The sequence below is a fragment of the Vibrio mangrovi genome (genome assembly GCF_024346955.1).
Lineage (GTDB): Bacteria > Pseudomonadota > Gammaproteobacteria > Enterobacterales > Vibrionaceae > Vibrio > Vibrio mangrovi.
Window position 1 is genome coordinate 3,150,922 of record NZ_AP024883.1, and the last position, 15,020, is coordinate 3,165,941.

The following is a 15,020-nucleotide window of genomic DNA, read 5'->3' on the forward strand; positions in this document are numbered from 1 at the left end:
AAGAGATGATTGCTATACTTATGCCATTCGGTATACAAGCAATAACTTTCAGAATTTGGTGTTGTGGCTGCACAATGGATGTGCCCGGATAAGGTCATGAAGTTGGCATAAAGCCTGCAACAAATAATGTAGTAAGTTGAAGTAACTAAGTTTGTTGAAGTAACAAGGTTTGTTGAATTAACAACAGGTTTGCAGTACGTCGCTGAGACATATAGACCAAACCAGGATTGATATGACTCTCGACCTCTGCTGACAAGCACCCTCTTCTTAGTAAGCCGCTTGACGGCAAGGAGACGCTTATGGGCGATACCGACCGGAAACTGTTTGTCCTGGATACCAATATCCTCCTCCATGAACCTCTGGCTATTTATTCCTTTCAAGAACATGATGTGGTCATCCCAATGACCGTCCTCGAAGAACTCGACCGAATCAAAGACAGCAAACGCGATGTGGCAAGGGATGCCAGAGTTGCTATCCGCGCTTTGGAAAGCCTGTTTCATGATGCGACACCGGATGAAATCTCAGAAGGAATTCCTATTGCCAAAAATGGTGAAGCACAGGGAACAATCTCGATTCTGGCTGATTTCGAACTGCAGGAAACAGTGAAGGCGTTTGCCGATAAAGCCGGAGATAACCGGATCTTAAATGCCGTTCTTTATTTACAGAATAAACGGGCTCCGCGTCAGGTTGTCCTGATCACCAAAGATATTAATATGAGGCTGCGTGCTAAAGGTGCAGGCGTGCTCTATGTTGAGGATTACCGAACCGATCAACTGATTGATGATGTTCAGTATCTGACCAAAGGATTCCAGCTCCGCCCCGGAAATTTCTGGAATTCAATCACAGAAGTGAAAAGTTATACCGCTGACGGCAAGACATTCCACCAGCTGGATCGCGCCCCTTTTGATCCGACGTTCCTCAATCAGTATGTACTGGATGAAGAAAGTGACTTCGCCGCCCGGGTCGAAGCTATCGAGGATGATCAGCTCATTCTCAAAGATATGAGCCGCGAACGCATGATGCATCGTAAAGCCTGGGATATCACACCGAAAAATATCTATCAGGCTATGGCACTGGATGCTCTGCTGGATCCGGAAATCGATCTGGTCATTCTGACCGGTGCAGCCGGGAGTGGGAAAACCCTGCTGGCACTGGCATCTGCACTGGAACAGACCATTGAAAAAAATATGTTCGATAAAATCATCGTCACCCGGAATACGCCGGATATCGGTGAGTCGATAGGATTTTTACCCGGCTCGGAAGAGGAAAAAATGATGCCGTGGCTGGCCGCTGTCACCGATACGCTGGAAGCGTTACATAAACATGATCACTGTACGGAAAGCTCACTGAAGTACATCTGCGATAAAGCGAATATCCAGTTTAAGTCGATAAATTTCATGCGTGGACGTTCGATTCAGAATGCCTTTGTACTACTGGATGAGTGTCAGAACCTGACAGCATCGCAGATAAAAACCATCATTACCCGCTGCGGTGAAGGGACAAAAATTGTCTGTTCAGGAAACCTGGCACAGATCGATTCTCATTATCTGACTCCCGTAACATCCGGACTGACCTATATGGTCGAACGGTTCAAAAACTTCCCAGGAAGTGCCAACATACACCTCAATGGTGTGGTCAGAAGTCGTCTGGCTGAATTTGCAGAAGAGAATATGTAATAAAACCGGCGGGATAATATAAAATATCCCGCCATTAATCTCCGATGTTCAGTGAATCAAAAAGTTCGGGCTTGGCCTATAACTGATAAATTGACGTCGACTTCTCTGCATCTTCAACAAGAGCATCAATGACCACCCGTTGTCTTGGTTTCAGGTAACGGGAACGTGGCCACAGCGCATGAATTGGCATTTCAGCACCGGAGTAATCCTCAAGAATAGTAACTAATGCACCACTATCCAGATGCTCATTGATTAGCCATGTTGGTAATTGAGATACTCCCATCCCATCGAGTACCGCAGATAACATGGCATCACCATCACTAAAACAATATCGCCCATGAATGATGTGAGAGAAACTCTCCCCATTAGAGTGCCGAAACAACCAGGCTGGCTGGCTACTTCTCTGACCGCCGACAATACAGTCATGCTCTGTCAATTCAGTAACTAACTTCGGTGTTCCTCTGCGTTTCAGATAATCCGGGCTTGCACACACAACTAAGCGCTGACGGCCCAGTCGTCTTGCTATCAAATCTGCATCATCTTCCAACGTTCCGATACGGACCACAAGATCGACACCTTCATCAACCAGATTGATACGTTTTTCACTAAATGCTACTGCAAGATCAAGATTCGGATACTTTTTGGTTAAACCCAGTAACAGAGGCATAACGTGCCTTCTTCCAAAAGCAGCAGGCAGATGGACATTTAACCTTCCTGATACCTGAATACTGCCAGCAACAACACCTTGCTCCAAACTATCGATTTCATCCAGAATCGCGATCCAGCCATCGAAATAGCGCTGACCTTCCGGTGTCGGAGTCAGATTGCGAGTGGTTCGGTGCAACAATTTTGTACCCAACTTTTTTTCTAGTCTTGTGACACTTTTCCCGACAGCTGATCCGGTCAAACCTAACCGTTCTCCCGCAGCGGTAAAAGAACCACTTCTTAAAGTTTCGACATACTCAATCACACCAGAAAACTGTGTCTCGTTCATCTCAATTATGGAACCATAGGACTAAATAAATGGAATTTAAACTGTATTATTATTTTGAAACAAGTCAATACAATGTCCCGGTAAAGAAAAGCAAACTGAACCAGATCATGAATTGGAGAAAGAACATGACTGATAACAATCAACGTATTAACGCCCTGCTCGATCGCGAAGAAATCCGTGAATTAAGATTACGCTACAGCCAATTATTAGACGGAGGACAAGCCGAACGTATGGGTGAAGTATTTACCGAAGATGCCGAAGTGAAAGTCACCGTCGGGACAATGAAAGGATTAGCCGAAATCAAACAAAGCCTACAGGCTGCGTATCACACATTTGATACCCAAAATCGTGCTCATTTTCCGTTTGTTCATGCTATCACCAATCACAATATTACTCTGATCGATGAGAACAACGCTTCAGGTAGCTGCTATCTGCTGGATTTTGTAACTGACCGCGACCAGGCACAACACCCATTCCTGCTTCTTGGTCACTATGTCGATCGCTACGTTCGGGTCAATGGCGAATGGCGAATTTCTCACAGTGAACTAGATGTTGTATGGCCAGCAGAATCTCATTAATTGATAAGATTGATCAGTAAACAGCCCGGCGCATCACTTGTACACTGTTCTCCCGTAGCTGAACGTTACAGTCTGAACAAACATTGCTCACAGAGCAGGTCATGTGGTTACATGACCTGCTCTGATTCATTTATTTTTGCAGCTCACGACTCACTATAGTGTGAGTAACGACAGCAAGTTGTAGTAAAAACCATCACGCAAACTTCCTGCCTAAATATTGACTAACCTTTCACGATAAGCACGTAATGAATCTTCGTCTGTTTGTGTAAAACGCTGCATTGTTGTTTCCAGCATCGATGTCAGTGCTTCATAGTCTTGCGGGAGCGATGCGATAAAATTAACCGGGTTTGCAACACTTTGTCCAAGTAACACAATAGGGTTTATCAATTGTCTGACTAACATAAGCATTTCTTCTATACGCTCATATTCAGTCGCCTCAGTAAAACGTCCTTCTAACACATCCTGATACAATAGAGATTCAGGCTGAACGGCAACCGAAGTCATATACATATGGGATGGCTGGAGTTGGTTCAGTACCTTTGCGGTGTTTCGTGCATTCCGCTCACCATTTCCCTGCCCTGATAAGCCTCCCAGAAAAATCACCCGATAGGATATACCGGCTTCTTCAAGTTTCTTGCACTCCCGAATGATATCCTGAGACGTATAGCCTTTATCCATTTTTTCCAGAACAGCATCATCTCCACTTTCGATACCAATCACTAAGTCATTAATACCTTCTTTTTTCAAACGCTTAAGATCTTCAACCGTTTTGTTGTACATGCTATCGACACGCGCATACATACCAATATTTATATCCGGAAAATGGTGGCGAATCATCTGAGCAAGATCGATCAATTTTGCAGTTCTTAATGTAAACGGATCGCCACCAACGGCATATATCCTTCTGGCGTTTGGATAATGTAACTTCGCTTCTCTGAGATCATTTTCAATTTGTTTCTTCGGAGCAACACGATAAGGCGTATCGTAATAAAAAGTACAAAATCGACATGAATTATGAGTACACCCAACCGTGACTTCTAATAAAATACTATTTGCTTCGTGCGGAGGACGTATGACCGGACCCGTGTAATGCATTATCTTTATTCCTGTTTCTCTCGTCGCTTGACGACGACTGCTCTGACTTATGCAGTCCTACGTTGATCTAAGAAACTCGATCATCACCTAGTCGTAGAAAGTGATAAAGAGGGAAAAAGTTCCATGAATATGGAATATAATTCCACAATCAGCGTATGGACAAATAGATTCAGAAGTAACATCTATGGCGGGTAATCCAGGTCATGGTGGATTAGAAATTACCTGCTGAGTTTACAGAAGAAAATATGCAATAAAAAATCAAGAATATTGGTAAAATATGAATATATCATCATTTTTCAAAAATAATTATTCACATTGATGGGAATTCTATGGTTTACTAGCGTTATTCGTTGTGATCTTTAGCAGGACTGAGGTATGGCTTTTAACTTACGTAACCGCAACTTTCTCAAACTTCTCGATTTTACGCCAACCGAGATTCAATTTTTGCTGGATCTGGCTACTGATTTGAAGAAAGCAAAGTATACAGGAACCGAGCAGAAAAATCTGCTGGGAAAAAATATTGCACTGATTTTTGAAAAGTCCTCGACAAGAACCCGCTGTTCTTTTGAAGTTGCAGCTCATGATCAGGGAGCTCATATCTCTTATATTGGCCCTTCCGGCTCTCAGATTGGTCATAAAGAGTCGATGAAAGATACCGCCCGGGTCCTTGGACGTATGTATGACGGAATCCAGTACCGGGGCTATGGTCAGGAAATTGTCGAAGAGCTGGGCGCTTATGCCGGCGTTCCTGTATGGAATGGCCTTACCGACGAATTTCATCCAACCCAGATTCTGGCGGATTTCCTCACCATGCAGGAGCACAGCCGGGGTAAACATCTGCACGAAATCTCTTTTGCTTATTTAGGTGATGCCAGAAATAACATGGGGAATTCTCTGATGGTTGGCGCTGCCAAAATGGGGATGGATATTCGTCTCATCGCACCAAAATCATTCTGGCCGGAAGAATCACTGGTTAGCACCTGTCAGGAAATTGCCCAAAAGACCGGTGCAACCATCACGCTGACCGAAGATGTCGCATCCGGCGTCAAAGGGTGTGATTTCCTTTATACCGATGTCTGGGTTTCAATGGGTGAAGCACCGGAAGCCTGGGATGAACGGGTGGCGTTAATGACTCCTTATCAGGTCAATATGCAGACCATTCAGATGACAGGCAATCCACATGTCAAATTCATGCACTGCCTGCCAGCATTTCATAACGACGAGACTGTTGTCGGTAAAGAAATTGCAGATAAATATGGCATGCAGGGACTGGAAGTCACGGAAGAAGTATTCGAATCTGATTACTCCATTGTTTTCGACGAAGCGGAAAACAGGATGCACACCATCAAGGCGGTTATGGTTGCAACACTAGGTTCCTGATATCTCAGGAATCCTGAATATATTCGCTGAAGACACGATGTAATCGCTTGCACTCAACAAAGTTAAGCGTATAATTCCCGGCAATTTGTCTCAGAGGGAATAAGATGAGCGTCAGGAATAGCGCCGTAATACGGTCTTGCCAACGCAACATCAGGGTAAGCAAAGTCACTTACCCATCCTTGTTATTTCCCTCTGTTACTGTTTTTGAAGGCCTCCCTTATCAGGGGGGCTTTTTTATGGCTGTCGGAAAATACTAGGGAAGATGATCATGACGAACTCGCTATACAAAAAGCACATCATCTCAATTCCTGAACTCTCTCGTGATGAGTTAGAATTGATTGTCAATACAGCAGGCCAGTTAAAGGCGGCACCTCAACCGGAATTAATCAAAAATAAAGTCGTAGCCAGCTGTTTCTTCGAACCATCGACACGAACACGCCTCTCCTTTGAAACCGCAATCCAGCGTATCGGCGGGAGTGTGATTGGATTTGATAACGGAGGAAATACTTCTCTGGCGAAAAAGGGAGAGACACTGGCAGATTCAGTGCAGATTATCTCTTCTTATGTAGATGCATTTGTCATGCGCCACCCACAGGAAGGGGCTGCACGCCTGGCTTCAGAATTCTCTAACGGCATTCCGGTAATCAATGCCGGTGATGGGGCGAACCAGCATCCGACCCAAACCTTGCTCGACCTGTTCACTATCACTGAAACGCAGGGGCGTCTTGATGGAATCAACATTGCCTTTGTCGGTGATCTGAAATATGGCCGTACGGTTCACTCCCTGACTCAGGCTCTGGCTAAATTCAATAATAACCGCTTCTTTTTCATTGCGCCGGAAGCTCTGGCAATGCCTGATTATATTTTAGAAGAACTGGAAGAAGCGGGACATGAATATAGTCTGCACACCGATATTGAAAGTGTTATCCCTCAGGTTGATATTCTCTATATGACTCGGGTACAGAAAGAAAGATTTGATGAATCAGAATATGCGCATATTCGTTCAGCTTATATTCTTTCCGCCGCTCAGCTTCAGGATGCCAAAGAAAATATGAAAGTCTTACATCCGCTTCCCCGGGTTGATGAAATCACAACCGATGTTGATAAAACGCCACACGCTTATTTCTTCCAACAGGCAGAAAATGGCGTATACGCACGTGAAGCGCTGCTTGCTCTTGTGCTGAATGAAACACTGTAAACAGGGAGAAAACTATCATGCCAAAAGATACTCAATTGCAGGTAGAAGCGATTAAAAACGGCACAGTGATCGATCATATTCCTGCGCAGATCGGGATCAAAGTGCTCAAACTTTTTGATATGCACCAGTCATCTCAGAAAGTCACCATTGGCCTCAACCTTCCATCATCAGCATTAGGTATCAAAGACTTGCTGAAGATCGAGAATGTTTTCATCAACGAAGCACAGGCCAACAAACTTGCCCTGTATGCTCCCCATGCGACAGTGAACCAAATCGAAAACTACAAAGTTGTCAAAAAACTCGCACTGAACCTCCCGTATCAGATCAACAATGTATTTGCCTGCCCGAATACAAACTGTATCTCCCACGATGAGCCGGTTGAAAGTAGTTTTCATATTCTGAAAAAGAAAGATGATATTCGTCTGAAATGTAAATATTGTGAGAAAGTATTCTCAAGAGATATCGTCACAGAACGGACTTAAATCTCAATCCGATTGAGGCTTTACCTCAGCTCTGAATCAGGGCAAACTGACATTTCTTACGCAACATGGAATGGATAAAAAAACAATGACAAAAGTACTTCATACAGAATCAGCCCCTGCCGCAATCGGACCTTATGTACAAGGTGTCGATTTAGGAAATATCGTTATGACTTCTGGCCAGATCCCGGTCAATCCGGTGACAGGTGAAGTCCCGGCTGATATTTCAGCGCAAGCCCGCCAGTCTCTGGAAAACGTCAAAGCAATCATTGAATCTTCTGGTTTAAGTGTGGCAAATATCGTAAAGATGACTGTTTTTGTGAAAGACTTAGGTGACTTTGCAACTGTCAACGAAGTTTACGGTAAATTCTTCGACGAGCATAATGTTGCAAATTATCCGGCCCGTTCTTGTGTCGAAGTTGCCCGTCTGCCAAAAGATGTCGGTATTGAAATTGAAGCGATTGCCGTACGCTAATACGTTCATAGGCTTGAATATAAATACCAAGCGCTCAGAAGTAAAAAAGGTTGATGTTTCCATCAACCTTTTTTCATGACAATTTGCTAAATAGCATCAATATCAATCAGTTCGGAACCGATCCCCGCCCCTGATTCAACATCAGGACTTCCTGATCCAGAGATTCAAGTTTATCTTTCATCACCCGATGACACTCTTTTGCCAGACGGCGGACATCTTCTTTTTGCATACCCTGAGTCGGAATCGGAGCCATCATTTCAACAATAATATGTCCGTTATTCCAACGATTCAGCTTTAAATGATCTGTCGAACTACAAACAATCGGGACAACCGGAACTCCGGCTGCAATTGCGGCATGAAAAGCACCGACTTTAAAAGGCAGTAATCCCCGTCCTCTGGAACGAGTTCCCTCAGGAAACATCCAGACAGAAACATCACTGTTTTTAATATTATCGACAACCTGATCAATCGTCCCTTTGGCTTTAGTTTTATTTGCCCGATCAATCAAGATATTACCAGTCAGCCAATATAACTGTCCGAATAAAGGCAGCCAGGCCAGACTTTTTTTCCCGACGGTGACCACTTTAGGCGTCACTGCGGCAGAAACCGTAAACATATCCCAGTTGCTCTGGTGGTTGGCAATATAGATACTTTGAGCCTGCTGTAACGCATTCTCCGGTAAACGCAGATCAATCTTGACTCCGAATATTCGGGACATTCGGGCAAACATCCGGCCAAATGTATAAACATGCTTAGGATTACGGGGACTGAATAAACAGTAACCGCATCCGAAGATAAACATGAATACCGCAATTATCACGACAACCAACACACGTAATAGTGCAATCATTCTGTTCTCCTAACTAGCCTGCCGATAATACAACAGACCCACAATAAAAAAGCCGAAACCCTCTGTTTCGACTCAATATGACAAATTAACCAGCTTCGCTGAATCTTTCAATATTCGCACCCAGTGCGGATAACTTATCTTCAATACGTTCATATCCCCGATCGATATGATAAATTCGATCGACAATCGTTTCACCTTTGGCAATACATCCGGCAATCACCAGACTGGCTGAAGCCCGCAAATCAGTAGCCATAACCTGAGCACCGCTCAGACTATCGACATCACCGCAGATTACCGTATTTCCTTCAATCTCGGCTTTGGCTCCCATACGCATCAGTTCCGGGACATGCATGAAACGATTTTCGAAAATAGTCTCGGTAATAATGCCACCGCCTTTTGCCATGATATTGAGTAAAGTAAACTGTGCCTGCATATCAGTCGGGAAACCAGGATGTGGCGCGGTTCGGATAGAAACAGCCTTCAATTCACGTCCGGTCATATCCAGAGAAATCCAGTCTTCGCCAACTTCAATCAATGCACCGGCTTCTTCCAGTTTTGCCAATACCGATTCAAGCAGATGGGCATTCGTATGACGACAAACAACCTTCCCACCGGAAACAGCGGCCGCAACAAGAAATGTTCCGGTTTCAATCCGGTCAGCGACAACCGTATGTTTACCGCCGCCTAAGCGTTCAACACCTTCAATCGTGATTGTATCGGTCCCGGCTCCGGAAATTTTTGCTCCCAGCGTATTCAGAAACATTGCAGTATCAACAATTTCCGGTTCACGAGCCGCGTTATCTAAAACTGTGGTTCCTTCTGCCAACGTCGCTGCACACATCACGGTAATCGTAGCTCCAACACTCACTTTCCCCATGACGATATGTGCGCCTTGCAGGCGGCCATCAACTGTCGCTTTCACATAGCCATCTTCCAGAACAATCTTTGCTCCCAACTGTTCCAGCCCCTGAATATGTAAATCAACAGGGCGTGCGCCAATTGCACATCCACCCGGCAGAGAAACCTGTCCCTGACCGAAACGCGCAACCAGAGGACCTAATGCCCAAATAGATGCCCGCATGGTTTTAACCAGATCATAAGGCGCACAATATTGATTGATATTTCCCGGATCGACATGTACTGAACCATTTCTTTCAACTTTTGCCCCTAACTGCTGCAATAAAGCCATAGTGGTATCGATGTCCCGAAGATGGGGAACATTCGCGACTTCAATTGGCTCCTGAGCCAGAATAGACGCAAAAAGAATGGGTAATGCGGCATTTTTTGCCCCGGAAATCACCACCTCTCCCTGTAAAGGCTTATTCGATCCGGTTACTCGAAATTTTTCCATGAATCAACCTTACAAAGACATAAGTTTTCTATCCCGTTCCCATTCCGCCGGGGTATAGGCTTTGATGGAAACAGCATGAATGTCATTACACTGAATATGTTCCATTAACGGGGCGTAGATCAACTGTTGTTTCTTCACTCGGCTCATTCCGTCAAAGCACTCATCAACTGCAATAACTTCGAAATGGCTTCCTTCCCCTTTGACATGGATTTCGTGAAGATGAAGTGCCTCATCTAAAATCTCTTGTACCTGTGCACTATCCACTACTATCTACCCCTAATTAATTATTCTGAAATATGTTTTGTTACGAGCGAATCGACGTTACTCAACTGGAATAACATACGAAGTTGCTCCGGCACGAAACGGAGCATTATATGACAGTTTTGCTTTTTTGCATGCTCAATTAAATGAATCAGCAAGACCATTCCCGCAGAGTCAACCCGTCCCACATTCTGCAGAGAAACAACGATCTGGTTATGTGTCGGCTGCCACTGCTGCACAAACTGCCATAATCCGGGAACACTTTCCCGATCCAGGGCACCATTTAACTGAATGCTATCCTGTTCAAGCTGCTGCCACTGAGGATGTGTCATGACTTTCTCTCAATTTTAATCGGTTGATCAGAGAGATCTTTCAACTCATGGGCAACGGCTAAAATACCATCGTTCCGGATTTTTCCACTCCATTCCGAGCGTTTACTGGACAGTAAACTGATCCCTTCAGCAATAATATCGAAAGCCTGCCACTGACCCGACTTCGACTTTCTCAGTTTGAATTCGAGCTTAATATCCGGATTCGGTGTATCGATAATATTCACTAAAACCGTTGCAATACGATCTTTTTCACCAACTTTTGGCTCCGGACCGAACTCAATTTGTTGATCACTGTACTGAGTTAAAACCTGTGCATAGCTGGCAACCAAATACCCCTGAAACGCATCAATAAAAGCCAGAACATCTTCCCGCTTCGCACCTTTCAGATAAGGACCTAATAGCTTTAGAGCGGCATACTGTGAATTAACGTAAGGCATCAGCTCATCTTTCACGATCACTTTCAGATAATTCGGATCCTGATGAATCTGGCTCTGTTCTGCTTTCAAACGCTGAAATGTCTTTTCCGACACCTCTCTCATCATTTGATAAGGGTTGTGCATATCAACGGTCGCCGCCTGACTGCTCAGAGAGCTGAACAGAATTACCAGCAACATCATATAGCGCATCAACATACTTTACTCCTTCGTATCCGCCTGATTTTTTTTCTCATCTCCCGAATCACCGGTCCGGTAGAGGAACTGTCCGATCAGATTTTCCAGAACTAATGCAGATTTGGTATCTTCAACTTTATCACCATCGGTCAGTAGCTCAGTTTCATCTCCCCAGACAAAACCGGGCACCAAACTGATATACTGCTCGCCGATCAATCCTGATGTCAGAATCTGCAGACTGGATGTTGCCGGAAATTCCTCGTACTGACTACTGATTGCCAGTTTTACAATCGGTTTGAGTGATTCAGGATCCAGAGTGATTTCAGAAACCCGTCCGATGACAACGCCCCCGACTTTAACGGGAGAACGAACCTTCAGACTACCGATATTGTCAAACTCAGCGCTCAGTTGGTAAGTATCGTCAGATCCCAGACCTTTTACATCAGCAACCTGAAAAATCATCACCAGAATTGCGCAAATTCCGGCAATAACGAAAGTACCAACCCAAAATTCTATTGTTCGTGTTTGTTGCATGATCAATTCCCAAACATCAGTGCAGTTAAAACAAAATCAAGGCCTAAAACAGCGAGAGACGAGTACACAACCGTCTTCGTTGTCGCTCGGCTGATACCTTCAGAAGTTGGTATCGCGTCGTATCCATTAAACAAAGCAATCCAGATAACGGTAAAGGCGAAAGCCAGACACTTCACCATACTGTTGCCAATATCATGGCCTAACTCAACAGTGGCCTGAATCGTTGACCAGAAACTTCCGTCGTCAATTCCTTTCCAGTCGACACCAACCAACTGACCGCCCCAGATACCGACAGCCATGAAAATCATCGCCAGCATCGGCATTGAAATGACACCCGCCCAGAAACGGGGAGCAATCACTCGTTTCAGAGGATCAACAGCCATCATTTCCAGACTGGACAATTGCTCGGTGGCTTTCATCAAACCAATCTCGGCCGTCAGAGCAGAACCGGCACGACCGGCAAACAATAGAGCAGTAACCACTGGTCCCAATTCACGCAGTAACGACAGAGAAACCAAAGTTCCCAAACTACCTTCTGCACCATAATCAACCAGAATCACGTACCCTTGCAGGCTCACAACCATACCGATAAATAATCCGGAAACAATGATGATGGCCATAGACAGCACACCAACACTATAAAGTTGCTTCACCAACAATGGAAAATTCTTTACCGGATGAGGCCGACTCAGCAAAGCACCAAGCAACATGAATGTTGCCCGGCCAAATGCTTCACAGACATCAAATGTTCTCCGGCCAGTATGAACGGCAAACTGAATAAAACTAGCCAACATGGAATAGATCCTTATCGAGTGATGGTGCCGGATAGCGGAAAGGAACCGGTCCATCAGCTTCACCCTGTAAAAACTGTCTGACTCTCGGGTCCGTATTCTGTATCAATGATTCGGTTGTTCCTTCAGCGATAATCTTACCATCAGCAAGAATATAGACCCAGTCGGCAATGCTCATCACTTCAGGGACGTCATGAGAAACAACTATCGATGTCACTCCCAACGCATGATTCAGATTACGGATCAACTCAACCAGAACGCCCATCGTCATCGGATCCTGACCGACAAACGGTTCATCAAACATTATCAAATCAGGATCCAGCGCAATCGACCGTGCGAGCGCAGCCCGACGCGCCATCCCGCCAGACAGTTCGCTGGGCATCAGATAAGCAGCTCCCCGCAGGCCGACAGCCTCCAGTTTAAGCAGCACCAATGTACGAATTAACTCTTCACTCAGTGCCGTATGTTCCCGAAGCGGGAATGCAACATTGTCATATACGTTCAGATCGGTAAACAACGCCCCGGACTGAAACAGCATACTCATTTTCTTACGAGCCTGATAAAGTTGCTTTCGTCCCAGAGCAGGAATATTCACCCCATCAAACCAAATTTCTCCAGACTCCGGAAGCAACTGCCCTCCAATCAAACGGAGTAACGTCGTTTTTCCTATCCCGGAAGGTCCCATGATTGCAGTCACTTTTCCCTGAGGTACACGCAGTGACACATCATCAAAAATTTTTCTGTCGCCCCGGGAAAATGTAAGATTGTTAATCGTTACCAGATCAGACTCGGACATACACAGCCTATCGTTCCTTTGTAATGCTCGTTTATCATCACATCAATCACAGTGAATTTGATGAGCAATCATAAGCACAACATCAAAAAATTTAAAGCGTCGCTTCATTGTACGTTACTTCACGACACATTCAGAAATACCAGTACTGAACATCACTTTGGAAAACTCAACGAGTAATATTCTTTCATGACCTTTTTGTCACGATTTGTTACTGATAACATCACTTGTAACTGACCTATCTTAAACCGAAAATATTTCCGGCCCCAAGAAATCAGGCCATTCCGTCCTTTATCATACCATCACTGGAGCAAGAATCATTGACTTACTTTATCTGCTCAAACCCCAGCGTCTTTCTTCCTGTTGAAAAAACGCACTGATTTAACCGTATTGGCATCCATCTTTTCAATTTTGATGGTAATATACTTCCCCTTTGTCAGAGCGCTTACAGATGTCCGACAATATAGACTGATGTTCAGCCCCGGAGCAGGTTCATCCATGCTAAAGCTGCATCCTGAAACTTCGGGGAAAGAGAAAATAAACCAAAACTGCAATGATTTGGTGAAGAAATAGAGAGGTTTCACTTTTCTTTTTCAGACCAAAACGTCAAAATCGACGGTTAAATATTTTTATCTTTATTCACTAGGAATACACATGCTTACAGCTGTTGCTTTATTGATTGTCGGACTCATATTACTGGTATGGAGCGCAGATCGACTGGTATTTGGTGCCGCAGCTCTGGCACGAAATGTCGGAATCTCCCCGCTGGTCATCGGTATGACAATCATCGCAATGGGATCATCTGCACCGGAAATGATGGTATCGGCAACAGCAGCATTAGCGAACAAAACCGACACTGCCGTCGGTAACATTCTGGGCTCCAACATTGCAAATATTGCATTAATTCTGGGTATCACAGCGCTCATCAAGCCACTATCGATCAATTCTGAACTCCTACGCCGAGAACTTCCATTCATGATCGGAGTCACACTGTTATCAGGCGTGATTCTCTGGGATGGTCATCTGGGCTTCTATGAGGGCATTCTGCTATTTATTTTGTTTGCAGTCTTTATTCTGACGATGATCAAAATCAGCCGAAATGAGAAAAATAAAGATGATACTCTTCTGACTGAGCAAGAGTCCGAAGTCCCGGAGGGAGTCAACAGTAAAATCGCTGTCTTATGGGTAATCTTCGGCTTGGTCGTACTTCCGCTGTCTGCTGATATTCTGGTGGATAATGCTGTTATTATTGCAAAATATTTTGGCATGAGCGATTTGATCATCGGCCTGACCATTATCGCAATTGGTACCAGTTTACCGGAGCTTGCCGCATCACTGGCCGGGGTTTTGAAAGGCGAAGACGATATGGCAGTCGGTAATATCATCGGCTCAAATGTCTTCAATATTCTGGCAGTCATGGGGATTCCGGGGATTCTGAATCCCTCAACAATCAGTGAATACGCTATGGGAAGAGACTTTTGGGTCATGCTCGGGCTTTCCCTGCTTCTGGTTGTGATGGCATTAGGAAAATCACGGAGCATCAACAGAATCGAAGGTTTTATTCTGTTCACCATATTTATTGTCTATCAAACTTACCTGTTCATGAACATGAGCGCCTAACA

Annotated in this window: 17 protein-coding genes; 7 read left to right on the plus strand and 10 right to left on the minus strand. The window is 44.6% G+C overall.

All coding sequences use genetic code 11. The annotated features are described in order from the left end of the window. Positions 1–299 precede the first annotated feature (299 nt). Positions 300–1,676, plus strand: a complete 1,377-nt coding sequence (locus OCU74_RS13890; protein ID WP_087482386.1) for a PhoH family protein — start codon at positions 300–302, stop codon at positions 1,674–1,676. 76 nt (positions 1,677–1,752) lie between these two features. Here the strand turns inward: OCU74_RS13890 and OCU74_RS13895 are convergent, their stop codons facing one another. Beyond that, the gene (locus OCU74_RS13895; RefSeq protein ID WP_234993623.1) at positions 1,753–2,670 is read right to left on the minus strand and encodes a LysR substrate-binding domain-containing protein; all 918 of its coding nucleotides are present in this window, start codon (positions 2,668–2,670) and stop codon (positions 1,753–1,755) included. 125 nt (positions 2,671–2,795) lie between these two features. Here OCU74_RS13895 and OCU74_RS13900 point away from each other — a divergent pair, with 125 nt between their 5' ends. Next, the gene (locus tag OCU74_RS13900; RefSeq protein WP_087482420.1) at positions 2,796–3,248 is read left to right on the plus strand and encodes a nuclear transport factor 2 family protein; all 453 of its coding nucleotides are present in this window, start codon (positions 2,796–2,798) and stop codon (positions 3,246–3,248) included. A gap of 210 nt (positions 3,249–3,458) precedes the next feature. Here OCU74_RS13900 and OCU74_RS13905 read toward each other — a convergent pair whose 3' ends face one another. Continuing rightward, positions 3,459–4,343, minus strand: coding sequence for a radical SAM protein (locus tag OCU74_RS13905; RefSeq protein WP_087482384.1), 885 nt, complete (start codon positions 4,341–4,343; stop codon positions 3,459–3,461). Between the two features lie 375 nt (positions 4,344–4,718). Here OCU74_RS13905 and argF point away from each other — a divergent pair, with 375 nt between their 5' ends. From argF to OCU74_RS13925, 4 genes are all read left to right on the plus strand, one after another. After that, entirely contained in the window at positions 4,719–5,723 is a 1,005-nt protein-coding gene (argF, locus tag OCU74_RS13910) for an ornithine carbamoyltransferase (protein WP_087482383.1), read from the plus strand. Between the two features lie 268 nt (positions 5,724–5,991). Beyond that, positions 5,992–6,921, plus strand: a complete 930-nt coding sequence (gene pyrB / locus OCU74_RS13915) for an aspartate carbamoyltransferase (RefSeq protein ID WP_087482382.1) — start codon at positions 5,992–5,994, stop codon at positions 6,919–6,921. Positions 6,922–6,938: 17 nt separating this feature from the next. Then, on the plus strand, positions 6,939–7,403 hold the full coding sequence (gene pyrI / locus OCU74_RS13920) for an aspartate carbamoyltransferase regulatory subunit (protein ID WP_087482381.1): 465 nt from the start codon (positions 6,939–6,941) through the stop codon (positions 7,401–7,403). A gap of 85 nt (positions 7,404–7,488) precedes the next feature. Next, entirely contained in the window at positions 7,489–7,875 is a 387-nt protein-coding gene (locus OCU74_RS13925) for a RidA family protein (RefSeq protein WP_087482419.1), read from the plus strand. Between the two features lie 106 nt (positions 7,876–7,981). On the opposite strand, the gene OCU74_RS13930 is transcribed toward OCU74_RS13925, so the two are convergent. The 8 genes from OCU74_RS13930 to mlaF all read right to left on the minus strand — a co-directional run bounded on the left by OCU74_RS13930 (position 7,982) and on the right by mlaF (position 13,401). Then, positions 7,982–8,725: a 1-acylglycerol-3-phosphate O-acyltransferase gene (locus tag OCU74_RS13930; protein WP_087482380.1), complete on the minus strand. Its 744-nt coding sequence runs from the start codon at positions 8,723–8,725 to the stop codon at positions 7,982–7,984. A gap of 85 nt (positions 8,726–8,810) precedes the next feature. Then, positions 8,811–10,076: a UDP-N-acetylglucosamine 1-carboxyvinyltransferase gene (murA, locus tag OCU74_RS13935; RefSeq protein ID WP_087482379.1), complete on the minus strand. Its 1,266-nt coding sequence runs from the start codon at positions 10,074–10,076 to the stop codon at positions 8,811–8,813. A gap of 9 nt (positions 10,077–10,085) precedes the next feature. Beyond that, positions 10,086–10,340 carry a BolA family iron metabolism protein IbaG gene (ibaG, locus tag OCU74_RS13940; protein WP_087482378.1) on the minus strand — a complete coding sequence of 85 codons (255 nt, stop codon included), beginning with the start codon at positions 10,338–10,340 and terminating at the stop codon, positions 10,086–10,088. Between the two features lie 20 nt (positions 10,341–10,360). Beyond that, the gene (locus tag OCU74_RS13945; RefSeq protein WP_087482377.1) at positions 10,361–10,669 is read right to left on the minus strand and encodes an STAS domain-containing protein; all 309 of its coding nucleotides are present in this window, start codon (positions 10,667–10,669) and stop codon (positions 10,361–10,363) included. Beyond that, the gene (gene mlaC / locus OCU74_RS13950; protein WP_087482376.1) at positions 10,666–11,301 is read right to left on the minus strand and encodes a phospholipid-binding protein MlaC; all 636 of its coding nucleotides are present in this window, start codon (positions 11,299–11,301) and stop codon (positions 10,666–10,668) included. Before mlaC ends, OCU74_RS13945 begins: the two co-directional genes overlap by 4 nt. Positions 11,302–11,304: 3 nt before the next feature. Then, complete coding sequence (gene mlaD / locus OCU74_RS13955; RefSeq protein WP_087482375.1) at positions 11,305–11,814, minus strand: outer membrane lipid asymmetry maintenance protein MlaD; 510 nt, start codon at positions 11,812–11,814, stop codon at positions 11,305–11,307. Positions 11,815–11,816: 2 nt separating this feature from the next. Beyond that, positions 11,817–12,608 carry a lipid asymmetry maintenance ABC transporter permease subunit MlaE gene (mlaE, locus tag OCU74_RS13960; protein WP_087482374.1) on the minus strand — a complete coding sequence of 264 codons (792 nt, stop codon included), beginning with the start codon at positions 12,606–12,608 and terminating at the stop codon, positions 11,817–11,819. Beyond that, positions 12,598–13,401: a phospholipid ABC transporter ATP-binding protein MlaF gene (gene mlaF, locus OCU74_RS13965; RefSeq protein WP_087482373.1), complete on the minus strand. Its 804-nt coding sequence runs from the start codon at positions 13,399–13,401 to the stop codon at positions 12,598–12,600. The genes mlaE and mlaF overlap by 11 nt, the downstream gene beginning before the upstream one ends. Positions 13,402–14,052: 651 nt before the next feature. Between mlaF and OCU74_RS13970 the strand changes: the two genes are divergently transcribed. Continuing rightward, positions 14,053–15,018 (plus strand): calcium/sodium antiporter, encoded by a 966-nt coding sequence (locus tag OCU74_RS13970; RefSeq protein WP_087482372.1) that lies wholly within the window; start codon positions 14,053–14,055, stop codon positions 15,016–15,018. Positions 15,019–15,020: the final 2 nt, after the last annotated feature.